This is a genomic window from Buttiauxella sp. JUb87, assembly GCF_004361975.1.
Lineage (GTDB): Bacteria > Pseudomonadota > Gammaproteobacteria > Enterobacterales > Enterobacteriaceae > Buttiauxella > Buttiauxella ferragutiae.
The window spans coordinates 46,985-71,377 of the sequence record NZ_SNVY01000006.1 but is presented as its reverse complement, the minus strand read 5'-3'; the positions used below and the strand labels follow the sequence as shown (position 1 = coordinate 71,377).

Sequence of the window (24,393 nt, the reverse complement as noted above, 5' to 3'; positions counted from 1 at the left end):
TCGCACCCTTTGCCAATTTACTGACCGGCGATTTTCATCTCCGGCAACAGCACTGAACCACATTGAATATTACTGCGCTTCTCAATATCGCTACCTACTGTGACAATTTCACGCCACATATCTTTCAAGTTTCCGGCGATAGTGATTTCGCTCACCGGATATTGAATTTCGCCATTCTCAACCCAGAAACCAGACGCACCGCGTGAATAGTCGCCAGTGATACCGCTCACGCCTTGCCCCATCAATTCAGTCACCACTAAACCGGTGCCCATTTCTTTGAGCATGCCTGCGAAGTCCAGGCCGCGCCCTTCGATGCGCCAGTTGTGAATGCCACCCGCATGGCCGGTGCTTTTCAGGCCCAGTTTGCGTGCGGAATAGTTGGTCAGCAGCCACTGTTGCAGGATGCCGTCCTTGATGATGTCACGGCGCTCGGTACGTACGCCTTCGCTATCGAACGGCGTAGACGCCAGACCTTTGAGCAGATGCGGATGCTCTTCAATGGTCAACCATTCCGGCAGGATTAGTTTACCCAAAGAATCCAGCAGGAAAGTAGATTTGCGGTACACCGAACCACCCGCAATCGCGCCTACCAGGTGACCGAACAAACCTGTCGCCGCTTCTGCTGCAAACATCACCGGAGCTTTCATAGTAGACAGTTTACGCGGAGACAAGCGCGCTAAAGTGCGGCGCGCACATTCAATGCCCACGGATTCAGGGCTATCCAGGTCTTCCATCGCGCGGCCAATGGTGTAGGCGTAATCACGCTCCATCTCACCGTTCACTTCAGCAATCACGCAGCTGGAAAGTGAGTGGCGCGTGGAGCAATAGCTTTGCAGCATACCGTGGCTGTTGCCGAAAACTTTGATGCCGTAGTGGCTGTTAAAGCTCCCGCCTTCGGTATTGTTGATGCGCTTATCGACGTTCAGCGAAGCATTTTCAGCACGTGCGGCTAACTCAATAGCGCGGTCAGCGTCCATTTCTGTCGGGTGGAAAAGGTCTAAATCTGGCGCTTCAAAGGCCAGTAATTCTTTTTCTGCCACACCGGCGAATGGGTCCGGGGAGGTGTATCTGGCGATATCCAAAGCCGCCTGCACGGTACGCGCAACGGCATCCGGGCTTAAGTCAGTCGTGGAGGCGCTGCCCTTACGGTTTTGATGATAAACGGTGATGCCTAACGCACCATCGCTATTAAATTCGACGTTTTCCACCTCACCGTATCGGGTGCTTACGCTGATACCAGTGGTTTTACTGACGGCAACTTCTGCGCCATCGGACTGAGCGGAAGCCAGTTCCAGCGCCTGAGATACCGCTTGTTCCAGAACCTGACGTTGTTGTGCTACTTGCGTGTTTACTTTCATCGCTACTGCCATAATGTAAGGTGAGTGAATTAAGTCTAACCCAGAACAGAACAATTTCGCAGTGAACAGGCTTTACTGGTAGAATTAGCCACTTTTTTTAAGGAGCCTAATATGACTAAGCAGCCCGATGACTGGCTCGACGACGTCCCAGATGACGAAAATGAAGACGAAGATGATGAGATTATCTGGGTCAGTAAAAGCGAAATTAAGCGTGATGCCGAGGAATTAAAACGCCTGGGTATGGAACTGATGGAGTTGGGCAAGAACGCGCTCGACAAAATCCCTCTTGATGAAGATTTGCGTGCCGCGATTGATTTGGCTCAGAAAATCAAAAAAGAAGGCCGTCGCCGTCAGGTTCAGTTAATTGGCAAAATGATGCGTTCGCGCGACATGGACCCAATCCGCGTAGCGCTCGATAAACTGAAAAACCGCCACAACCAGCAAGTTGCCCTGTTCCACAAACTGGAAGCTTTGCGTGACCGCCTGGTTGAAGAAGGTGATGACGCGATGACCGAAGTGTTAAGACTTTACCCGGAAGCTGACCGTCAGCAACTGCGCGTATTGATCCGCAACGCCCAGAAAGAGAAGGCCACTAACAAACCGCCAAAATCTTATCGTCAGATTTTCTCTTATCTGCGTGAACTGGCTGAAGCCCAGGGTTAGGACATCAGAATTTGTAGGGTGGATAAGCGCAGCGTCATCCACCAAATAATGTCGGATGGCGCGTTGCTTATCCGACCTACGAATGAATTTTACCGCCTTTAAAAAAACCCGCATTTGCGGGTTTTTCCATTACTGGTTTTCAGCTTTCTTCGCCAACGCATCCAGCAATTTCTGGTGGATACCACCAAAACCGCCGTTGCTCATCACCAGAATATGATCGCCAGGCAGGGCGGTTTTCACCACCATATCCACCAGCGTGTCGACATCCGCACTCCAGTGCGCGGGTTGAATGCAGGCTTCCGCGACTTCTACCACTTGCCATGGAATATGCGGAGGCTGAAGCAAGAACACTTCATCTGCACGACCTAAAGATGGCGCGAGATCGTCTTTGCTCAGCCCCATTTTCATGGTGTTAGAACGTGGCTCAAGCACCGCCAGAATACGTGCGGTTCCGCCTACTTTGCCGCGCAGTGCCGCAAGCGTTGCCAGAATCGCCGTTGGATGGTGAGCAAAATCGTCGTATACCGTTACGCCGTTTTCTTCACCGCGCAATTCCAGGCGACGACGGGCGTTCACAAAACTATCCAGTGCTTTCGCGGCATCCGCAGGTGTAACACCAACATGACGCGCAGCGGCAATCGCCATCAGCCCATTATGCATATTGTGTTCGCCAACCAACTGCCAGTGCACTTCGCCGACACGCTCGCCATCCAGATACACTTCCCAATGGGAAGCATCAGGGTTGAGTTTCTTAGCCTGCCAGTGGCCTTGCTCACCCACCAGCTCTTGCTCGCTCCAGCAACCCATCGCCAGCGTCTGCTTAATATTGGCGTCGTTTTCCGGCCAGATGATTTTCCCCTGCCCCGGAACGATGCGCACCAGGTGGTGGAACTGTTTCTGAATCGCTTTCAGATCGTCAAAAATATCCGCGTGATCGAACTCAAGATTATTGAGGATCAACGTGCGCGGGCAGTAATGCACGAATTTGGAACGTTTATCGAAGAACGCACAGTCGTATTCATCTGCTTCAATCACGAAGAATGAGCTTTCGCCCAAACGTGCAGAAACATCAAAATTACCCGGCACGCCGCCGATGACGAAACCAGGCTTGTAACCGCAGGCCTCCAGAATCCAGGTCGCCATGCCTGCCGTCGTCGTTTTGCCGTGCGTCCCCGCCACCGCAATCACCCAACGGTCGCGCAGCACAAAGTCGTGCAACCACTGTGGGCCTGACATGTAAGGAATACTTTTCTCCAGCACCGCTTCAACACACGGGTTACCGCGAGTCATAGCGTTGCCGATGATCACCAAATCCGGTTGTGAGTCGAGCTGGCTTGGGTCGTAACCCTGGATTAAATCAATACCCTGCTCTTGTAGCAGAGTGCTCATTGGCGGATACACATTAGCGTCCGAGCCAGTAACTTCATGGCCGAGCGAGCGAGCCAGCATTGCCAGACCACCCATGAACGTGCCGCAAATACCCAAAATATGAATGCGCATAAAACTGTCCTTTTATTCTTAGGCACACATTCTAACCGCATGTTGAATGGTGGCAAATCGCATTTCAGGTTATTCCGCATTTAGCTGGCGCGATTCACCTGTACGCTACTATTTGAATATTTGTTAGGATTGTTGCAATCGTTTTACTCAACTGACAGATGCAGGGAAAGGGTTATGAAAACGTTAGGTGAATTTATTGTCGAAAAGCAGCACGAGTTCTCGCACGCAACCGGTGAACTGACTGCCTTGCTGTCGGCGATAAAGCTCGGCGCAAAAATTATCCACCGCGATATCAACAAAGCGGGTCTGGTGGATATTCTGGGTGCCAGCGGAGCTGAAAATATCCAGGGCGAGGTACAGCAAAAACTCGATCTGTTCGCGAACGAAAAACTGAAAGCAGCATTGAAAGCCCGAGGGATTGTGGCCGGTGTTGCTTCCGAAGAAGAAGATGACATTGTTGTTTTCGAAGGCGCGGAACATGCCAAATATGTGGTGCTGATGGACCCACTCGACGGCTCATCTAACATCGACGTCAACGTGTCAGTCGGGACTATTTTCTCTATCTATCGCCGTATCACGCCAGTCGGCACACCTGTTACCGAAGCTGATTTCCTTCAGCCAGGCAATCGCCAGGTCGCGGCAGGTTATGTCGTTTACGGCTCCTCAACCATGTTGGTTTACACCACCGGTTGTGGTGTACACGCCTTCACTTACGATCCTTCACTGGGCGTGTTCTGCCTGTGCCAGGAACGTATGCGCTTCCCGGAAATTGGCAGCACCTATTCCATCAACGAAGGGAACTACATCCGCTTCCCAACTGGCGTGAAGAAATACATTAAGTTCTGTCAGGAAGAAGACGCCAACACGCAGCGCCCATATACCTCACGCTACATTGGTTCTCTGGTGGCAGATTTCCACCGTAACCTGCTGAAAGGCGGGATTTATTTGTATCCAAGTACCGCAAGCCACCCACAAGGGAAATTGCGTTTACTGTATGAAGGTAACCCGATGGCGTTCCTTGCGGAACAAGCCGGCGGTAAAGCCAGCGACGGTAAAGAGCGAATTCTGGATATCATCCCTGAAACCCTGCATCAACGCCGCCCGTTCTTTGTCGGTAACGAGCATATGGTTGATGATGTTGAGCGTTTTATTCGTGAGTATCCGGATGCTTAATTCGTTTTAATTTACCCCCTCACCCCGGCCCTCTCCCCCCAGGAGAGGGAGAACACCGATCAATCCCCTCTCCCGGGGGAGAGGGTTAGGGTGAGGGCGCGTGAATCAACACCTGAACGTCGCCATTGCCGCCACCAAATGCTGCGACTGCTCCTCCAGTGAACGTGTAGCCGCGGTCGACTCCTGAACCAATGCCGCATTCTGCTGTGCCGCTTCATCCATCTGACTCACCGCAATATTCACCTGTTCGATACCATAACTTTGCTCATTTGACGCATTAGCGATTTCACTTACCAGGCGAGTCATGCGCATCACTTCTTCGGCAATTTCATCCATCGTTTCACCGGCTTGTTGAGCCAGTTCCCGGCCTTCGCCAACATGATTTTGCGACTCAGAAATCAACGAGCGGATCTCTTTTGCTGCATCGGCGCTGCGGCTTGCCAGAGTGCGAACTTCGCCTGCCACCACCGCAAAGCCACGCCCTTGTTCACCGGCTCGCGCCGCTTCAACCGAGGCATTCAACGCCAGGATATTGGTCTGGAAGGCGATACCGTCGATAACGCTAAGGATGTCGGCAATACGATCGGAACTGCTGGAGATATCACGCATTTTTTCAATCACGTAGCACACCATTTCGCTGCCACGGTCGGCGGTATCGGACACGTCTTTGGCGAGTTTATGCGCTTGCCCGGCGTTATCGGCGTTCTGTTTCACCGTCGCGGTGATCTGTTCCATGCTGGCAGCGGTTTGCTCAAGAGAAGTGGCGGTCGATTCAGTACGCTGAGCCAGGTTCTGGTTGCCTGCCGCCAGTTCGCGGCTGCCGGTATCAATTTGCGAACTGGCGTCACGCACGCGGCTTACCGATTCCATCAGCGAATCACGCATGATGGTAATTGCCGCGGCCAGACGGCCAAATTCGTTATTACCCGCAGGCGGCAACGGCTGGGTCAAATCGCCTTTGGCGACAAACTCCAGTTGCTCAATCGACTGATTCAGCGGTTTAAGCAGTAAGTGACGTAGCGCCAGCCACACCAGCACGATAATCCCGGCGGTGAGCAATGCCGCGATAATAATCAACGTCAGAACAATTTTTTTGTGCAACTGCACCGCTTCAACTTCGCTGTTGCCGCGCGCCTCGCCCCACTGCTTGAAAATATCGACGTCAGTATCAAACTTTTGCGATAGCGGAATCAGCGTCTTTTCCAGCAGGTCGTAGTAATCATCAGGGCTTTGTTTGCTAAGGGCGGCAAGCATTGGGTTAATGCCTTTTGCGAGGTATTCCGCATAACTTTGCGATAAATTCTGCACCAGACGGTTGCCCTCGTCGTCATTCACGCCGCTGTCGATAAACTCTTTGAGCTGCTGTTGCGCCTGAGTGACATCACTGGCCACGTAATCTGTAGATTTGGCCGCATCCTCCAGCAAACCAATCTCCATCTGCCTGACCGCCTGCCCTGCACCATTACGCGCCCGTAGCAAAGAAACATAGCCATCAGACAAACGCACCATCTGTTCGCCCTGTAAGCGATTGATTTTCTGAAGTGAAGTCGAGCTTTGTTGCAGCGCGTAAATGCCCATGCCGCTGACAAATAACAACAGGAAGGTCATGACTGCCAGTAACGTCAGCAGCCCCGTGCGAATAGACAAATTTCTCAACATGCTCTTTTCCCGGTGACAGAACGATGGGTGTGTTATCGGCCATCACCGGGGAAAGTTTAATCAAAGCGATTGAGCTTTGTTCGGCTTCACATCAACACGCTTCACTGGCGAGCTCTGGCGGTTTTCCCACAGCACTGTCAGGCCGCGCTGTAGGGCGATGAAAATAAACAGCAAAATGCCGATGGCGATTTTCGTCCACCACGAACTGAGCGTGCCGTCGAAGTTGATGTAGGTCTGAATCAGCCCCTGAATCGCCACGCCAAACAGCGTGCCCAGCACCGTTCCGACTCCACCACTTAACAGTGTGCCGCCGATAACCACCGAAGCAATCGCATCTAGTTCAACGCCCATCCCAGCCAGCGCATAACCCGCTGAGGTATAGAGCGAAAACACAATTCCGGCGAGCGTGGCAAGCCCGGTTGAAAGCATATAAATGCGGATGGTGGTGCTGCGTGTGGAAATCCCCATCAGGTTTGCTGAAGTGGCGTTGCCGCCAATCGCATAAACCTGGTTACCAAAGCGGGTACGGTGCGCAAGGAAAATGCCGATCACTACTACGGCTAACATCAGCAGCCCCATGGCACTTAAACGGCCGCCACCAGGAATGCGCCAGGCGAGGTTGGAAAGCGTGTCGTAAATCGGGTGATCAATGGGAATGGACTCTTCGGACACCAGATAGCTAACCCCGCGCAGGAAGAACATTCCAGCGAGCGTAATGATAAAAGCGGGGATTTTCAGCCCATCAATCAGCAGCCCCATAAACGCGCCAAAGGCACAACCCATTGCCAGCACCAGCGGGAAAGCCACCAGCGGCGATAACCCCCAGAAGCCGATCGCTTTGGCGAGGAATACCCCGGTAAAGGCGATCACCGAACCGACCGAAAGATCGATGCCGCCAGAGAGGATCACAAAGGTCATGCCGACGGCGATAATTCCCAGAAACGCGTTATCAGTCAGAATATTGCAAATTACCCGCGTTGAGGCAAAACCGGGGAATTGCGTCAGGCAGTACAGATACCCCAGCACAAACACCGCCAGGGTAATCATCAACGGCAAGTTACGTTTGATCATGGCGACGGAGTCCTTTGAGCAAAGCAATAAAACGCGGTGACTGAACAATCAGCACGCACATCACCACCACTGCTTTCACCACCTGGTTAAGCTCAGGCGGGAAACCAGAAAGCAGAATGCCAGTGTTCATCCCCTGGATAATCAGCGCGCCAATCACGGAGAGCGCGATGTTAAAGCGCCCACCCATTAACGAACCGCCACCGATCACCACCGCCAAAATGGCGTCCAGCTCCAGCCACAATCCGGCGTTGTTGGCATCGGCACCGCGAATATCTGCGGTGACGATGATCCCGGCAATTGCAGCGCACAGGCCGCTGAGCACGTAGGTCAGCATCACGACGAGGCGCGTATTCACCCCGGCGTTTTTCGCCGCGCGGATGTTAATCCCAACCGATTCAATAAACAGGCCCAGCGCCGTTTTACGGGTGAATAGCCAGAAAACCAGCAGCGTTGCCAGCACGATAATCACCGGCGTTGGGAAGAAGAACAGCGCGCCGCTGCCAAGGTATGAAAGGTTGGGCGAGTTGAAGGTGACGATTTGCCCGGCAGTAATCAGTTGCGCCACACCGCGCCCGGCAACCATCAGGATAAGTGTCGCGACAAACGGCTGAATCTTGAGGATCGCTACCAAAATTCCGTTCCACAAACCCGCCAGAATACCGACACCAAGTGCAGAGAGGATCACCACCGTCAGGCTGTGCCCATCGACGGTTAACGTTGCCGCCGTGGCACCTGCAATCGCCATCACTGCGCCAACGGAAAGATCGATACCGCCGGTGGCGATCACCAGCGTCATGCCAATGGCTAATAATGCGACCGGTGCCGCACGGTTAAGAATGTCTATCGGGCTGCCAAATAACCGCCCGTTTTGCACCACAATATCGAAGAAATGGTTGGCGACCAGGCTATCAACCAGCAACACCAGCACCAATGCGACCAGTTGCGGAATGCCTGGTGGCCAGCGAAAACTGCGCTTCGGCTTTTCAACTTCGGCCTGCGGCAATGAACGAGGCATCACGTTTAACTCCTTATGCCGCAATGGCATTCATAATTGCCGATACGGAAAGCTCAGCGAGCGGGATCTCCGCCACTTGCTGCCGGTCACGCATGATGATCACGCGATCCGCATACCCCACCAGCTCTTCGAGTTCGGAAGAGATAACCAACAGCGCCAGTCCATCGGCACACAGCGTTTCGATCAGACGGATAATTTCAGCATGTGCGCCAACGTCGATCCCACGCGTCGGTTCGTCGAGGATCAGGAATTGCGGTTTGGTCAGCAACCAGCGCGACAGCAGAACTTTCTGCTGGTTGCCGCCGGAGAGAAATTCGATTGGCTGATCCGGGCCCGGCGTGCGAATACCCAACTGGCGGATAAACCGTTCGGCTATCTGATACTGCTCACGCTTAGGGATAGGGCGCAGCCAGCCGCGCTGGGCCTGCAATGCCAGAATGATGTTTTCGCGTACCGAGGCGGCGGCAATAATGCCGTCGGTTTTCCTGTCTTCCGGGCAAAAACCAATCCCGAGCGACGAGGCTTTATGCGGCGATCGCAGCGATTGTTGCTTGCCTTTGATCCACGCATTACCGCTGTCTGCGGGCTTGATCCCAAATATCACTTCGGCGGTTTCGGTGCGACCCGATCCTAATAAGCCCGCCAGGCCGACGATCTCACCGGGGCGGACTTCAAGATTGAACGGGTTGATCACCCCTTTCTTGCCGAAATCTTTGAACGCTGCAACGGGCTTATCGCTTAGTAAGGTGCGGCCTGCGCGGTTCAATGCGTTGGTTTCCAGCTCACGACCTAACATCATTTTGACCAGCTCGATCTGCGGTAACTCGGCGGTTTTGCGCGTGCCGACAAACGCGCCGTTGCGCAGAACGGTGATCCTGTCGGTAACTTCATAAACCTGATCGAGAAAGTGAGTGACAAAGATCAGGCTGACGCCCTGATCGCGCAGCTGACGCATCAGAGTGAACAGCATTTCGACCTCTTTGGTATCGAGGCTGGCGGTCGGTTCATCAAGGATCAACACTTTGGCTGACAGATCAATGGCGCGGCAGATCGCGACGATCTGCTGCATCGCCACGGAATAGCGGTTCAGCGGCTCGGAAACATCCAGCGAAAATCCGTAGGATTCCATCAAGCGGGTGGCGCGCTTTTCCATCTCTTTGCGCTGTAAAAAACCAAAGCGACGCGGCTCGCGGCCAATAAACAGATTGTCTGCCACCGACATGTTCGGCAGCAGGTTAACTTCCTGGTACACCGTGCCGATACCGAGTTGCTGGGCGTGGGCGGTGTTTTTTGGCGAGATAAGCTCACCTTCGAGGTAAATATTGCCGCTATCGCGCTGATAAACGCCGGTAAGGGCTTTGATAAGCGTTGATTTCCCTGCTCCGTTTTCACCCAGTAGCGCCATGATTTCGCCACGATTAAGGCTAAAGTCCACTTTGTCGAGCGCCTTAACCCCTGGGAAATGTTTCGATAAGCCTTCCGTGCGCAGAATTTCCTGATTGTTTGTGTTCATTATTAGACCCTCACCCCAACCCTCTCCCTAAAAGAGAGAGGGGGAAAAATCAAACCACACTCGATCCAATCCCCTCTCCCCTTAGGAGAGAGGGCTAGGGTGAGGGGTAAAGCAGCTTAGTAGCCCATCGATTTTTTCTTCTCTAGCTCTTCTTTCGCGGTATCCGGGAGGTACAGCGTTGATTTAGTGATGGTCACTTTTTCCGGCATGGTGCCGTCTTTCTTGAATTTCTCGAGTGCGTCAAACGCCGGGCCTGCCATGTTTGGCGTCAGCTCAACACTGGCGTTAGCTTCGCCATCCATCATCGCTTTGTAGATGTCCGGCACGCCATCGATTGAACCAGTCAGAATATCTTTGCCTGGTTTCAGACCCGCTTCTTTAATCGCCTGAATCGCCCCGATCACCATGTCATCGTTATGCGCGTAAACCATGCAGATGTTTTTGCCGTTGTCCTCAGCTTTGATGAAGCTCTCCATAACTTCTTTACCTTTGCTGCGGGTAAAGTCACCAGACTGAGAACGGATGATTTTCACGTTAGATGCTTTCGAAATGGCGTCCGCAAAACCTTTTTTACGGTCGATTGCTACGCTCGCACCCACGGTGCCTTGCAGCTCAACCACGTTACACGCTTTGCCGTTCAACTCTTTGAGCAACCATTCGCCAATGAGCTGGCCTTCCAGCACGTTGTTGGCAGTGACGACGGTCATATACAGCGATTTATCTTTAACATCGATATTACGGTCGAGCAGGAATACCGGGATTTTTGCCTCTTTTGCTTCTTGTAATACCGGCTCCCAACCCGTGGCGACGATTGGCGCAATGAAGATGGCGTCTACGCCCTGGGCGATAAATGAACGTACAGCTTTAATCTGGTTTTCTTGTTTTTGTTGGCCATCGGCGATTTTCAGCGTGATTCCACGTTTTTGAGCTTCGCTCTTTGCAACGGACGTTTCTGCTGCGCGCCAGCCGGATTCAGAACCTACCTGCGAAAATCCGACCGTTAACGGAGCCGCTATCGCCATAGACGACATGGCTGCGGAGACAGCTGAGACCAAAAGTAAGCGCTTCCACATAGGTACATCCTCGTAGGGTTATTGTTGGTTAAATTGTGGACTTCGAAAAAAACTATAGTCGACGTGCGGCGTAACAGAATGAGTTACATCACAATTCAAACAAGTCACCTGCAAGCTTGTAACCGCTTACACAATTTTATTAATAATACGGCTATGTTTATGGATTTTTCCGGTGTCGGAAGGTTCTGGAAACGGGTGCGGGTGAGAAGTGAAGGCAAAAAGAGGCGAAGACATTTAAATCGAGTTAGCTATAATACGCGGCACTTGAATGACATCAGTTTAAAGGAAAAAGACATGAGCTTACTCAACGTCCCTGCGGGCAAAGATATGCCGGAAGACATCTACGTTGTTATCGAAATCCCAGCGAACGCTGACCCTATCAAATATGAAATTGATAAAGACACCGGCGCGCTGTTTGTTGACCGTTTCATGTCCACTGCAATGTTCTATCCGTGCAACTACGGCTACATCAACCACACTCTGTCTTTAGATGGTGACCCGGTTGACGTTCTGGTTCCAACTCCGTACCCACTGCAACCAGGTTCTGTGATTCGCTGCCGTCCAGTTGGCGTGTTGAAAATGACCGACGAAGCGGGCGAAGATGCCAAGCTGGTTGCGGTTCCGCACACCAAACTGAGCAAAGAATACGATCACATTAAAGATGTGAACGACCTGCCAGAACTGCTGAAAGCGCAGATCTCCCATTTCTTCGAGCAGTACAAAGCTCTCGAGAAAGGCAAATGGGTTAAAGTTGAAGGCTGGGACAACGCAGCAGCGGCTAAAGCAGAAATCATTGCTTCCTTCGAGCGCGCTAAGAAGTAATCATTCTTGTAGCGGAATTTCCGCCAGCAACTCAACAGCACCCAAACCGGGTGCTGTTTTTTTTGCGAATAATTGATGTAATAAATAACCGACAAGATTAATTAATTATTTTTATCTATTATACCTTCACGTTATTGGTAATATATAACAATACAAATAATTTATATTTCTCCATTTTATTAATCCACAGTGCGTGCCCGTTCACAAAATAGACACTGATATTGTTTACTCTGAAATAGCAATGTGAGCTAATCGATATTAGCTCGCGACATGCCTTATTCACCCGCTGCGAGATTCACAGCTCAAAAGCTTCAATACCGTTATCTATGCCTACCACCCTGTCATTTGATGACGCATTCATCACAGCGACCCGGAAAATGAACCATATAAAATAATTATTAATTTGAGATTCTTATGAATGAAAATAAATTATTAGGTCTTGCCTGGATATCACCTTATATAATCGGATTGTTTGTCTTCACCCTTTTCCCGTTTGTCTCTTCATTCCTGCTTAGCTTCACCGAATATGACTTAATGACTCCCCCCACATTTAACGGGATAGAAAATTACCGTTATATGCTGACCGACGATACGCTGTTCTGGAAATCTGTCGCGGTCACCATCACCTATGTATTTTTAACCGTTCCCTTAAAGCTAGCATTTGCACTAGGCGTCGCGTTTGTCCTGAATTTTAAACTTCGCGGTATTGGCTTTTTCCGCACGGCTTTTTACATCCCTTCGATTCTTGGCAGCTCCATTGCCATCGCGGTGCTGTGGCGGGCGCTTTTTTCCATCGATGGCCTGTTGAACAGTTTTCTCAGCCTGTTTGGCACAACACCGATCAACTGGTTTGGCGAGCCGCCTCTGGCCTTACTCTCTGTGACACTATTACAGGTGTGGCAGTTCGGCTCTTCAATGGTTATCTTCCTCGCAGCGCTTCAGAACGTTCCACAATCGCAATATGAAGCGGCCATGATTGACGGCGCAACCCGCTGGCAGATGTTCACCAAAGTAACGATCCCTCTAATTACCCCGGTGATTTTCTTTAACTTTATTATGCAGACCACTAATACCTTCCAGGAGTTTACCGCGCCATACGTCATTACAGACGGCGGGCCAACGTATTACACCTATCTGTTCTCGCTCTATATCTACGACACCGCATTTAAATACTTTGATATTGGTTACGCTGCGGCGCTGGCCTGGGCGCTGTTTATATTGGTCGCGCTCTTTGCCTGCTGTTTATTCAAGTCGTCGAAATACTGGGTGTTTTATTCCGCCGATAAGGGAGGCAAAAATGGTTAACCGTAGCGTTCGCTATTTTATCTTGCTGTTTATCGGGCTGCTGATGCTCTACCCGCTGGCGTGGATGTTTTCTGCCTCGCTCAAACCCAACAATGAAATATTCACCAACCTGAGCCTGTGGCCCTCAAACCTGACCTGGGACGGTTTTATCAACGGCTGGAAAACCGGCACCGAATATAACTTTGGTCATTACATGCTTAACACCTTTAAGTTCGTGATCCCAAAAGTGATCCTCACCATTATCTCTTCCACGGTGGTGGCCTACGGCTTCGCCCGATTCGAGATCCCGTGGAAGACATTCTGGTTCTCTGCCCTTATCGCCACCATGTTACTGCCAGGCACGGTGTTGCTCATCCCGCAGTACCTGATGTTTCGTGAAATGGGGATGCTTAACAGCTATTTGCCGCTGTATCTGCCTACCGCCTTCGCCACACAAGGCTTTTTTGTGTTCCTGCTCATCCAGTTTTTGCGTGGCGTGCCGCGTGATATGGAAGAGGCGGCGCAAATCGATGGCTGCAACTCAGCACAGGTGCTGTGGTATGTGGTCGTTCCCATTCTTAAACCCGCCATTATCTCCGTCGCGCTATTTCAGTTTATGTGGTCGATGAACGACTTCCTGGGGCCATTGATCTACGTCTATAGCGTTGACAAATACCCCATCTCCCTGGCGCTGAAAATGTCGATAGACGTCAGCGAAGGGGCTCCGTGGAACGAAATACTCGCGATGTCGTGTATCGCGCTTATACCCTCCATCATCGTCTTCTTCCTGGCACAGCGTTACTTCATCCAGGGCGTGTCCAGTAGCGGTATTAAAGGTTAAGGGGAAAATATTGTGGCTTCAGTCACTTTCAAGAACGTGGAAAAAATCTATTCCAACGGGTTCAGAGCCGTCAACGGCATCGACCTGCATATCGCCGACGGCGAATTTATGGTGATTGTCGGGCCATCCGGCTGCGCTAAATCCACGACTCTGCGAATGCTGGCCGGGTTAGAAACCGTCAGCGGAGGTGAAATTTATATTGGTGAAAAAATCGTCAATAACCTTGCACCTAAAGCGCGGGGTATCGCGATGGTATTCCAGAACTATGCGCTCTACCCGCATATGACGGTGCGCGAGAATCTGGCCTTCGGCCTTAAGCTCGCAAAGCTGCCCAAAGAAAGAATCGCTCAGCAGGTGAATGAAGCGGCGAAAATACTCGAACTGGAAGAGCTGCTCGATAGCCTGCCGCGCCAGCTCTCCGGTGGTCAGGCCCAGCGTGTCGCCGTAGGGCGCGCCATCGTCAAAAAGCCGGATGTGTTTCTGTTCGATGAACCGCTTTCCAATCTTGATGCGAAGTTGCGCGCCTCCATGCGCATCCGAATTTCCGATCTCCACAAGCAACTGAAGCTGTCTGGCAGCCCGGCCACCACCGTTTATGTGACTCACGATCAGACGGAAGCGATGACCATGGGCGACAGGATCTGCGTGATGAAACAAGGCCATATCATGCAGGTTGATACCCCGGATAACCTCTATCACGCCCCGCTGAATATCTTTGTGGCGGGCTTTATCGGCTCGCCGGAAATGAACATCAAACCCACCAAAATCATTCGTAAAGAGGGTTTGCTTCACATCACGGTTGGCCAAAACACGCTGGCGCTGAATGCCAGCCAGCAGAAGAAAGTCGCCCCCTTTGTCGATAAAAACGTTTTTTTCGGTATTCGCCCTGAAGCGGTGATGGTGTCAGCGCAGCCGTTTGCCAGCGAAGGCGCGGAGGGAACGCTTATCCGTACTGAAAATATGGGGCACGAATTCTTTCTCTACCTCGCCGTCGCAGACGTCGAACTCACCGCCCGCGTCACCGCCGAAGAGGCAAAGACGATCATCGAGGGCGGGTTAAACTGTCCGGTTTGGTTCCGCTTCAACATGGAAGAATGCCATCTCTTTGACGCCGAAAGTGAAAAGAATATCTCTTTGTAATACAGGGCAATATCGCATTTTTTCGGGGATAGAGCCGTACGCAGTATTCTGACTAACAGGAGCATCGTATGCATTTTCAATGGACACCATCACAGGCGCAGGCCTGGCAGGAGCAGCACGGCTGGACGTGTGGATTCAACTATCTGCCGCGAACCAGCGTGAACTGGACGGAAATGTGGCAAGCCGACACCTTCGATCCGCAAACTATCGATCAGGAACTGGGCTGGGCGCGGCGTCATGGCTATAACGCCCTGCGCACCAACCTGCCGTTTATCGTCTGGGAACACGATCGAGACGGGCTACTAAATCGCATCGACACTTTCCTCGAACTGGCGGCGAAACACCAGATTCAGGTGATGCTGACGCTGATGGACGATTGCGCCTTTTCCGGCGATGAGCCGTTCCTCGGCCCGCAAAAACCCCCTCGCCCAGGCGTGCATAACAGTCAGGCTGCGGCAAGCCCTGGGCGTGGAATTGTGATGGATCCCAGTCGCTGGCCAGCGGTGGAAGCCTATATCCGTGACGTCATTGAACGCTTTAAACACGATGAACGGGTCGCCATCTGGGATCTGTACAACGAACCGGGCAATCGTGGCATCAACGTGAGCGCCACCGAATCCGGGGAGGCCGACATCAGGATTGAGGAGTTCGCGCTACAACTGATGATTAACGCCTTTCGCTGGGCCCGTGAGGTCGGCCCTTCTCAACCGCTGACGGTTGCCGCGTGGCATCTCGACATTGAAAGCAACACGTTGTTTGGGCATCCGATCGATACCGCAGCGCTTCAGCTTTCAGACATCATCAGCTATCACGCCTATGTTCCCGCAAACTATCAGCTCACGGCATTGCACCACCTGTCACAACTCAATCGTCCTGTGCTTTGTACCGAGTGGCTGGCGCGGCATATGGACTGCACCTTCAGCGAGCAACTGCCGTTGTTCGCCGCTTATGACGCGGGTTGCTACCAGTGGGGATTGGTACAGGGTAAAACCCAAACCTGGATCCCCTGGACCGGTGTCAACAAAACACATCCCGATCCGCAATCGTTATGGTTTCACGATGTTCTAAACGATCGGGGAAATCCGTGGAACGAAGAAGAAATGCGCCTGGTTAGCCTCTTAACGGCTTGCCGACATAAGAGAGCTCGCGGTTAATCACATTGAGGATGGAACCATGAAGACAGCACTTCTTTTTTTACTGGTCTGTTGCACGCTTGGCAATGCATCGCTGGCTTTCAGCAGCGAGCAAGTGGAACTGCGCTTCTCCTGGTGGGGCGGAAAATCCCGTAACGTCGCCACCCTGGAAGCCCTGAAGGCATTCGAAGTACGCTACCCCAGCATCAAAGTTAAAGCAGAATATACCGGTTGGGACGGCTATTCCTCTCGTGTCACCACGCAGCTCAACAGCGGCACGGAAGCAGATGTTATCCAGACTAACTGGAACTGGCTGACGCTGCTTTCCCGCACCGGAGATGGTTTCTACGATCTCAACAAAGTCAGTAAAGAGGTCGGGTTAGAGCACTATTCCCCTGAGTCACTCACCACCACCACGGTTAACGGCAAAGTGAATGCGATGCCCATTTCCAGCAATGTCATGTTGTTCTATTACAACGCACATACCTGGGAAAAAGCAGGCGTTCCGTTCCCTACTACCTGGGATGAATTACGTGCTGCGGGTCAACAGTTTAAAGAGAAACTCGGCGATAACTATTTCCCCCTCGTCTTATCAGAACAAGATGCGCTGATGCTGGTGCGTTCTTACATGTACCAGAAGTACCAGAAAGAGATGATAGACGTTGAGAGTAAAACATTTGCCTGGAGTCATGAGGAGCTGGTTGAAGGGTTAACCTTTTACAAAAGCCTGATGGACGCGCATGTCGCCCCGAACATGAAGCAAATTGCTTCTTTCGGCAAAGGTATCAACTATGAAATGAAGCCCTGGATCAATGGCGAATGGGGTGGTGTTTATAACTGGAATGCGTTGTATACCGCTGAAGCCGGGAACCTGATTCTTCCTGACAAATTGGTCATGGGCCCCTACCCGATGCTCCCTGGCGCGAAAGATGCCGGACAGTTTCGTAAAACCGCGCTGATGTATTCGATAAGTCGTCACACAAAGCATCCAAAAGAAGCCGCATTGCTGCTCAATTTCCTGCTCAATGAAAAGGAAGGCGTGGTGCCTGTTGGCCTTGAACGTGGGGCACCATTGAGTCAAACCGGGGAAAAAGCACTGCGTGACGCCGGGATCTGGCAGGATAACGATCCTGTTATTCAGGGGCTCGCACAATCGGCAAAACTCCCTAATGCTTCGGCTACATTGCCACAACTGGAAGATGGGCAGTTTGTCACCCTGTTCGACAACGCCAGAGAAGCGATTGATTACGGTAAGAAAACCGTCGATCAAGCCGCGACGGAATTTGAACAGCAGGTGAACAGAATATTAAAACGCATCATGCGCTAAGGTGAAAGTTCACCCTCTTGTCAGCAGAAATCATGCCCGCTGACAGAGGGTGAGAGCGATCGCAGGACGGTTACCGGTCTACCCAGTCTCCGCTTTCAATGCGGGTTAATCCATCCACCTGCCGTTGGTAAACATACATCCATGCACTCCCGTAAGGTGTCTGAATTAGCTGACGTTTATACTCACCACCCTTGGTGCGCAAGGCATCGAGCTCGGAAAGTGTTGAAGCATCTATGCGATACACTTCGCCCACAACTGAACCTTCACCCGGCACAACTCCCGGATAATGGCCAAGATTGTATAAGGCGTAATTTTCGACATGATGATCCCCAAGCCACTGGGCGTTGGTCATCCAGTGGCTGTTACCTTGCTTGCGTCGTAAACTGCCGTAAACAAATATTCGCATTGCTAAAACTCAAACTGATAAAGCAGATCAAGTGCCTGATCGATACCAGACACAGCTTCCAGATACAACTTAGGCATCAGGCGATAGCGCAGTGTTAGTGTCGCCAACGAGTCAAAAATACCCACGCCATATTTTACCTGGAGACCTGGCAGTACGTAGCCACTGACCACCACTTGTGAGGAATCCCCCACCCCTGCGGTGTCCAGCGCCAGATTGCTTACGCCAAACGTCTCGCCGATTTTACCCACAACCTGACCACTTTGTGCAACCCCCAAACCGACAAGCATGGATGTCATGGCGTTGCCATCGTCACCAGAATTGTCTAAACCCTGGCCGCGAAGCAGGTAGGACAAGGCTTCTTGCTGTGACATGGCTGGGTCCGAAAATATTTCAGCTTTCGGTTCATCAGCCGTTCCTGTGACACGAACACCGGCAATAACGTCGTTTTCGGTAGATTCAGGGTTACGAATCGCCTCGATATTCAGCAATGGTTGATCCGGTGGCCCCGAGAACAGCAGGATGCCTTTGCGCACGATCAGATCCTGTCCGTAAGCGTGGAAGCGCCCTTCGGGAATATTGATCTGCCCGTTAAGACCGAGCCCTTGCTTATCCTGAACCATTTTCAAATCGCCGTTCAAACGCGCTTTCAAACCAAACGCATCCAGGCGCACGTTATCACCAACGTGGATAACCAGATTACTGTTGATCGGAATACCCGCGGTTTGCGGTTTAATTGGCTTGAGGTTTTGATCCAGCATCACCTCGTCACTGGAAACGCCGACCGAGCTTTCAGGCACGTCATGCACCACGATACGCGCCCAGGGAATATCGACGCGACCATCGAGTGTGAACAGGCTTGGCGTCGCCACAAACTCAACATCAGGCGAGACATCGAGGCGCACCATCGGTGGCACCGTAATGCGCACCTTATTGCCTTTCGCCGCCACACGCGCCCGCCAGTTGTCGATTTGCGTCCAGTCCGCGTCACCATTAAGCGCGATATCACCCTTTTTGGTGCGCACCGTCCCCACCAGCGTGGAATTGGTGCCGTTAAAGTTCATCGCCACCTGGCTTGGCTGCATATCAAACGGCATAAAGTTACCGTCGACATCGATGCCGTTCAGCTGCAATTGCCCGAACAGTTGCGGACGCTCGACGTTACCCGCCAGGCGTAAATTCGCATTCAGCTTCCCGGCAGCTTTTTCCCCGCGTGAGAAAATCGAGTTGGCGATCGCCAAATCAAAGTTACGCATATTCACGTTACCGCCCAGATTACGGCGGCCTTGTGGATCGGTAATTTGCACCTGGCCATCAAACTGGCCGTTTTGCGCGACGCGGATCATCCAGCCAAGCTGCGCCTGGTTATTTTTCAGTTCCGCATTCAGATTCAGCGTATCAAACGCCACCAACAGTGGGCTGTCGTTGACCACTTGTGTGACTTTCACGCCGTTGCCTTGCAGCGTGACGTTGCCTTGCGGCAACCCCTTAGATTCACTGTCCCAGCTCACATCCGCGCGGCCACTAAAGGTGCCCACGGCCTGGGTATCTTCCGGCATAAACGGTTTGAGCATCGCCAGATCAAAGCGATTCAGGTTGACGACAGCTCGCCCTTTCGCGCCCGCATCAATCGGTTGCGGCACGCAAAGCTCGGCATTCGGGTTAGTCCAGCAATGCGCACCAATATTGATCTTCTGTTCTTTATTGCGGTAATCGAGTGCCAGAGCGCGGTTGAGCGACCACGGGCCAACCGGCGTTTCAAAGCGCGTGTTGGTCAGGTTGCCGCGCCAGCGTTCTTCTGCACGAGAGAAACTGCCGCTTAAGTCGAGTTGTCCGGAAACCGGCTCGCCCTGAATCCGCAATTGCAACTGATGCTGTTTTTCAGAACCTTTTGCTACCAGCGTGGCGAGGTTGATGTCGACGCCTGGCTGGGAAACACGCTCGACACGCAGATCCAGGTTACCGGCGATTTGATCGGTGGATTTGACGTCACCTTTCAATAGAACCCGCGCAATGGACAGCTCCTGCCAGCGCAGATTATTCGCTGTTACATCCGCCAGCAATTGCGGGGCTTTGACATCACCACGGACTTTAATCGTCCCTTTCGCGGTGCCGCCCAGGCCTGGCAAAGCATTGTCGAGATTCGGCGCATCAATATTGGCATCCAGCGCCAGCTCTTTCGGCCCTAATTCCCCTTTAACATCAGCACTGTTTCGCCCAAGCTCAACATGCAAGCCAGGGATTTTCCACTGCATGTAGCTGTTGCCTTTAAGCTTCCCGGCCACATTCACTTTGTTATTTTTGACGTTACCGGCGAGCTTCAGTTCTGACACATCCACCTGCCAGCTGCCGCCATACAAACTGCCGCTGGTTTTCACCAGGCCGTCAAGCTTTGCGGGCCAGTCAGGGAATTGCTTCGCGGTATTGATACCATCGAGTTTTAGCTCACCGCGCCAGCTAATCGCTTTGCTCCAGTCAAGCACCGCTTTCAGGTCGGTATTGCCTTGCAGCGCCGCAATGCGCAATTTGTCGAGCTTAAGCTGTTGTTCGTTGCCTTTGCTGTCGAGCGTGATAGTGGCGGGCGGGATTTGTTCGCCTTTCACATCGCTACGGAATGACAGCGCGTAATCGGTCATTTTGCCGCTGAATTTCAGTTTGAGATTGTCTGCCTGGTACTCTTTTTTACCGGTAAACGGCCAGTAAAGCTGCTTGCTGACCACTTCCAGATTGAGTGGCAAACCGGCCACGGCAAGCTGGGTATGCGCGGTAAGTTCCATATCGACCGGTCCTGAAAGATTGACGCCAACTTTCAGCACATCCCGCAGCTCGCCGCCGATCTTCATTTTCACCTTTTCGCCTTTTATCGGATCGATGTTCAGCGTGGTGTTCAGGGTTAAATCTACCGGCCATTTATCGCGCAATTCCGCGCTACCGGTGGCATTGACCTGGCCTTGCGAAGAGTCGACATCCAGCGCATCGAGCTTCAAAGAACCGTCGATACTGCTGACTTTTAACAACAGGCTGCTGACCAACAAATCGGTGTCGCCAGTCAGGCGCAGCTGCGAGCCACGAAACTCCTGAATATTCAGATTCAGCGGCAAATGCACATCGGTCATTTCAGGTAAAACAGGCTTTTCAAACAGCTGCCTGAGCGTTTCACCCAGCGGTAATTCTTCCGGCTGCGGGTTCTGGATCTTCGGCTCAACTACCTCTTCTTGCGCCACTTTGGCGACTTTCGGCAGCGCAATCAGCAAGCCTTCAAGGTTGGTCGGCGTCAGCGTGACATTACGTTCCTGCCAGTTCAGGCCAGAGGTAAACTCCATCACCGAAACGGTGGTGTTATCAATTTTGAGATTGACGTTATTAAGCGCAAAACGACTCAGGGTGATGGGATACGGCGTGGTGAGATTGAGTGGGCCAGTGTCCTCTTCCTGAACAGGTGCTGACGGCGGCATTTTTTTGCTATCGACCACCACGTCGATATCTTTGAGTGAGAGATTATTCACGCACAAACTGCTGTCGCGCAGGCAGCCAAGTTTAACCGCCAGGTTAATTTCACCCGCCGTGACGTTGACGCCCGGCTGTTGGTAGCGCAGGCCTTTGATAGTCAGATTGCGCCAGCCGCCTGTGACGCTGGCAATATCCAGCCCAGGTACCCAACGGTTGGCGGCGTTAAATAAGACGTGTAGCCCAGTGGTAGTTCCCACCAGGAAGCCCACCGCCCCAATCAGCAGCACCACAAAAAATAACACCGCGAGGCTTATCTTCTTCCAACGACTCATAGTTCAGGCCCCAAACCGATGTAAAACTGTAAACCGTGTTCATCTTTATCGCCCACCGGAACGGCTAAATCGAGCTTGATTGGCCCAACCGGTGACTGCCAGCGCACACCGAACCCTGCGCCAGTTTTAAAGTTGCTCTTTTTAATGTCATCGACCGCTTCGCCGGAGTCGACAAACACCGCACCCCACCATTTCCCGGTCACGTTGTATTGATATTCCAGTGAACCGGTGACTAATTTTGAGGCACCCGTCAGTTCACCTTTGTCGTTCTCAGGGGAGATGGATTTGTAGGAATAACCGCGAATACTGCGGTCACCACCGGCAAAGAAGCGCAAGTCAGGTGGGACTTTGTCGAAGTCATTGGTTTCAATCCAACCGACGTTGCCACGCACCACAAAGCGGTGTTTTTCCTGCAAGGTTCGAATCCAGACTTGTTGTGCCTGAATCACCGCGAAGTCGACATCCGAACCCCACATGGTGTCGGAAACGTCTAGCGAATAACGCTGTGAATCACCCCAGGTGGGCATCAGGCCACCACGCGAGCGAGTACGGCTGAGGCTTAAACCCGGATAAAGCAGCATCGTGGTGTTAGTCACGTCTGCCTGAGTAAAGTGGTCGAGGCTCCAGCGCAGGTTGATGGCGTGCTGCCACCCGCTGGATAAATCCCAGAATCGTGAAACCGCAAGGGTGCTGGAATCGGACTTGGTATCGTTTAAATCTGTCGCTTTAAAGCCACCCTGCACCAGATAATATTGTTCCAGCGGGTTTTTGAGCAATGGCATTTTGTAGCTGAAATCAATGATTTGCTCAGGCGCAGAAAGGCTGATGCTGCTGGTCAGGCTGTGGCCGTAAGAGTTCATCCACGGTTTTTTCCACGACGCTTTGACGCGCGGCCCAACGTCAGTGGAATAACCCACACCGGTTTCAATGGTGTTTTCAGTTCTTGGGGAAACGACGCCCTGCAATGGCAATACTTTGGTTTTGCGAGCTTTGTCGAATTCCGGCGCCACCACCACCGAATTAAACCAGCCTGTCGCCGATAAGCGGCGGTTTAGCTCTGCCAAATCACTTGAGGTGTAGTAATCGCCCTCTTTAAAAGGCACCAGATTTTGCAGGTAATCTTCGCGAATTTGTGAGCCCTGGAAAGTCACGTCACCAAAACGGTAGCGCTCACCGCTGTTGTAATCGATGTCCCAGTACGCCCGGCGGCGCTCAAGGGAAACCCCGAGTTGGCTTTTGAGGAATTCACTGTCGAAGTAGCCTTTCCGTACCGCAATATTGGAAAGATCTTTTTTGAAGCTGTCGTAATCGTGGTGATTGAGAACGGTGCCAATTTTCGGGCGGTCGGCCAATAATGCAATGTAATCTTTATCGGTACGCGCACCGCCGCGCAGAATCACGTCAGTGCCGCCAATCAACACTGGCGGGCCGGGATCGACTTTGGCAATCAATACCTGTCGCCCTTTAGCCGGTGGTGGCCGCAGGTCAAATTCAATGGTTGGTTCGTAATATCCGAGCGCTTTCAAACCATTACGGATGGCGTCATCCACACGCGCGCGAAAACGCCGGTCCGGCGTCACTTCATCACTTTGGATGGTAGAAAGTTGCGCACGAACGTTTTTTTGTAGCTCGCCGCTTAACCCATCAACCTGTAAACGTACGTTGGCAGCTCCCGCCCACGTGCTTACCAGGCACAAACAGGCCGAGCAAAATATACGGATTTGTGGCACGTTTTCTCCTGAATATCCTTGTTCCCACCCCTGGAAGGAAACGTTATCGCCGCCTTAGGCTTAACAAAATTACAACAATTAGGGTTGAAAACTGCACAATAACCCAAATAATTCTTATATGTACTGTAGTCTCATAATGCTGGGTTATTGTCTGAAATAACTCGCCGCGTTACAACCGCTTGACGGTTGTTACTAAATTTTACCGATATCGGGAGAGCATGACTGATGAAATTATTTGAGAAAAACCATCCCGTGACCCAGTCTGAAGCGTTGCCAGGCCGCAACACCCCGATGCCGATCGCCGCTTTACATGCAGTTAACGAGCATTCCATGACAAATGTACCAGATGGGATGGAAATAGCTTATTTTGCGATGGGTTGTTTCTGGGGCGTTGAACGTTTGTTCTGGCAACTGCCGGGGGTTTATAGCACCGCCGCAGGTTACGCTGGCGGCTTTACGCCCAATCCAACTTACCGTGAAGTATGTAGCGGGATGACGGGCCACACCGAAGCGGTGCGCGTGGTGTACGACCCACAAGTCATCAGCTATGAGCAATTGCTGCAACTGTTCTGGGAAAATCACGATCCGGCTCAGGGCATGCGCCAGGGCGGTGATGTCGGCACCCAATATCGCTCGGCGATTTACCCCCTCACACCTGAGCAAGATGCTGCCGCCCGCGCCAGTTTTGAGCGTTTCCAGGACGCTATGGCATTGGCTGGTGATGAGCGCCGCGTCACAACTGAAATTGCCAACGCCGGTCCGTTCTACTATGCCGAGGACGACCACCAGCAATATCTGCATAAAAACCTTATGTGTAGATGTTGAACTATACTGATTGCACTCATAAGAGGGCAAAACATCGTTTATTTTGATGCTTTCTGCCATTTCATTTTTTGTGCTCCCAGG

The 24,393-nt window shown here is 52.1% G+C and carries 19 protein-coding genes; 9 read left to right on the top strand and 10 right to left on the bottom strand.

Translation table 11 applies throughout. The annotated features are described in order from the left end of the window. Nucleotides 1–17 precede the first annotated feature (17 nt). Nucleotides 18–1,370 (bottom strand): metalloprotease PmbA, encoded by a 1,353-nt coding sequence (gene pmbA / locus EC843_RS18365; RefSeq protein WP_133522807.1) that lies wholly within the window; start codon nt 1,368–1,370, stop codon nt 18–20. A gap of 99 nt (nt 1,371–1,469) precedes the next feature. On the opposite strand from pmbA, the gene yjgA reads away from it, so the two are divergent. Then, entirely contained in the window at nt 1,470–2,021 is a 552-nt protein-coding gene (gene yjgA / locus EC843_RS18360; protein WP_064540565.1) for a ribosome biogenesis factor YjgA, read from the top strand. A gap of 129 nt (nt 2,022–2,150) precedes the next feature. Here the strand turns inward: yjgA and mpl are convergent, their stop codons facing one another. Continuing rightward, entirely contained in the window at nt 2,151–3,521 is a 1,371-nt protein-coding gene (gene mpl / locus EC843_RS18355; protein WP_064540567.1) for a UDP-N-acetylmuramate:L-alanyl-gamma-D-glutamyl-meso-diaminopimelate ligase, read from the bottom strand. A gap of 174 nt (nt 3,522–3,695) precedes the next feature. Here mpl and fbp point away from each other — a divergent pair, with 174 nt between their 5' ends. After that, nucleotides 3,696–4,694, top strand: coding sequence for a class 1 fructose-bisphosphatase (gene fbp / locus EC843_RS18350; protein WP_064540570.1), 999 nt, complete (start codon nt 3,696–3,698; stop codon nt 4,692–4,694). A gap of 105 nt (nt 4,695–4,799) precedes the next feature. On the opposite strand, the gene EC843_RS18345 is transcribed toward fbp, so the two are convergent. The 5 genes from EC843_RS18345 to ytfQ form a co-directional block, all read right to left on the bottom strand. Beyond that, complete coding sequence (locus tag EC843_RS18345) at nt 4,800–6,353, bottom strand: methyl-accepting chemotaxis protein (RefSeq protein ID WP_064540573.1); 1,554 nt, start codon at nt 6,351–6,353, stop codon at nt 4,800–4,802. 60 nt (nt 6,354–6,413) lie between these two features. Further along, the gene (yjfF, locus tag EC843_RS18340) at nt 6,414–7,424 is read right to left on the bottom strand and encodes a galactofuranose ABC transporter, permease protein YjfF (RefSeq protein WP_121814441.1); all 1,011 of its coding nucleotides are present in this window, start codon (nt 7,422–7,424) and stop codon (nt 6,414–6,416) included. Continuing rightward, complete coding sequence (ytfT, locus tag EC843_RS18335; protein ID WP_121814442.1) at nt 7,411–8,442, bottom strand: galactofuranose ABC transporter, ATP-binding protein YtfT; 1,032 nt, start codon at nt 8,440–8,442, stop codon at nt 7,411–7,413. Before ytfT ends, yjfF begins: the two co-directional genes overlap by 14 nt. A gap of 10 nt (nt 8,443–8,452) precedes the next feature. Beyond that, nucleotides 8,453–9,952: a galactofuranose ABC transporter, ATP-binding protein YtfR gene (gene ytfR, locus EC843_RS18330; protein WP_133522806.1), complete on the bottom strand. Its 1,500-nt coding sequence runs from the start codon at nt 9,950–9,952 to the stop codon at nt 8,453–8,455. 116 nt (nt 9,953–10,068) lie between these two features. Further along, a complete protein-coding gene (gene ytfQ, locus EC843_RS18325) occupies nt 10,069–11,025 on the bottom strand; it encodes a galactofuranose ABC transporter, galactofuranose-binding protein YtfQ (RefSeq protein ID WP_133522805.1) in 957 nt (318 codons plus the stop codon). Nucleotides 11,026–11,319: 294 nt separating this feature from the next. Here ytfQ and ppa point away from each other — a divergent pair, with 294 nt between their 5' ends. The 6 genes from ppa (at nt 11,320) to EC843_RS18295 (ending at nt 17,572) form a co-directional block, all read left to right on the top strand. Then, complete coding sequence (ppa, locus tag EC843_RS18320) at nt 11,320–11,847, top strand: inorganic diphosphatase (RefSeq protein ID WP_064540588.1); 528 nt, start codon at nt 11,320–11,322, stop codon at nt 11,845–11,847. Nucleotides 11,848–12,261: 414 nt separating this feature from the next. After that, nucleotides 12,262–13,152, top strand: coding sequence for a sugar ABC transporter permease (locus EC843_RS18315; RefSeq protein ID WP_064540591.1), 891 nt, complete (start codon nt 12,262–12,264; stop codon nt 13,150–13,152). Next, complete coding sequence (locus EC843_RS18310) at nt 13,145–13,972, top strand: carbohydrate ABC transporter permease (RefSeq protein ID WP_133522804.1); 828 nt, start codon at nt 13,145–13,147, stop codon at nt 13,970–13,972. The genes EC843_RS18315 and EC843_RS18310 overlap by 8 nt, the downstream gene beginning before the upstream one ends. 12 nt (nt 13,973–13,984) lie before the next feature. Then, on the top strand, nt 13,985–15,112 hold the full coding sequence (locus tag EC843_RS18305; RefSeq protein WP_133522803.1) for an ABC transporter ATP-binding protein: 1,128 nt from the start codon (nt 13,985–13,987) through the stop codon (nt 15,110–15,112). A gap of 68 nt (nt 15,113–15,180) precedes the next feature. Next, the gene (locus EC843_RS18300) at nt 15,181–16,266 is read left to right on the top strand and encodes a cellulase family glycosylhydrolase (protein WP_133522802.1); all 1,086 of its coding nucleotides are present in this window, start codon (nt 15,181–15,183) and stop codon (nt 16,264–16,266) included. A gap of 19 nt (nt 16,267–16,285) precedes the next feature. Beyond that, complete coding sequence (locus EC843_RS18295; protein WP_133522801.1) at nt 16,286–17,572, top strand: ABC transporter substrate-binding protein; 1,287 nt, start codon at nt 16,286–16,288, stop codon at nt 17,570–17,572. Between the two features lie 70 nt (nt 17,573–17,642). Here the strand turns inward: EC843_RS18295 and EC843_RS18290 are convergent, their stop codons facing one another. The 3 genes from EC843_RS18290 to tamA are packed head-to-tail and all read right to left on the bottom strand — an operon-like array spanning nt 17,643 to nt 23,487. Next, entirely contained in the window at nt 17,643–17,978 is a 336-nt protein-coding gene (locus EC843_RS18290; protein ID WP_064540601.1) for a gamma-glutamylcyclotransferase, read from the bottom strand. 2 nt (nt 17,979–17,980) lie between these two features. After that, nucleotides 17,981–21,757: a translocation/assembly module TamB domain-containing protein gene (locus tag EC843_RS18285; RefSeq protein WP_133522800.1), complete on the bottom strand. Its 3,777-nt coding sequence runs from the start codon at nt 21,755–21,757 to the stop codon at nt 17,981–17,983. Beyond that, nucleotides 21,754–23,487, bottom strand: a complete 1,734-nt coding sequence (gene tamA / locus EC843_RS18280; protein ID WP_064540607.1) for an autotransporter assembly complex protein TamA — start codon at nt 23,485–23,487, stop codon at nt 21,754–21,756. Before tamA ends, EC843_RS18285 begins: the two co-directional genes overlap by 4 nt. A 225-nt stretch (nt 23,488–23,712) precedes the next feature. Here tamA and msrA point away from each other — a divergent pair, with 225 nt between their 5' ends. After that, nucleotides 23,713–24,312, top strand: a complete 600-nt coding sequence (msrA, locus tag EC843_RS18275; protein ID WP_133522799.1) for a peptide-methionine (S)-S-oxide reductase MsrA — start codon at nt 23,713–23,715, stop codon at nt 24,310–24,312. Nucleotides 24,313–24,393 lie beyond the last annotated feature (81 nt).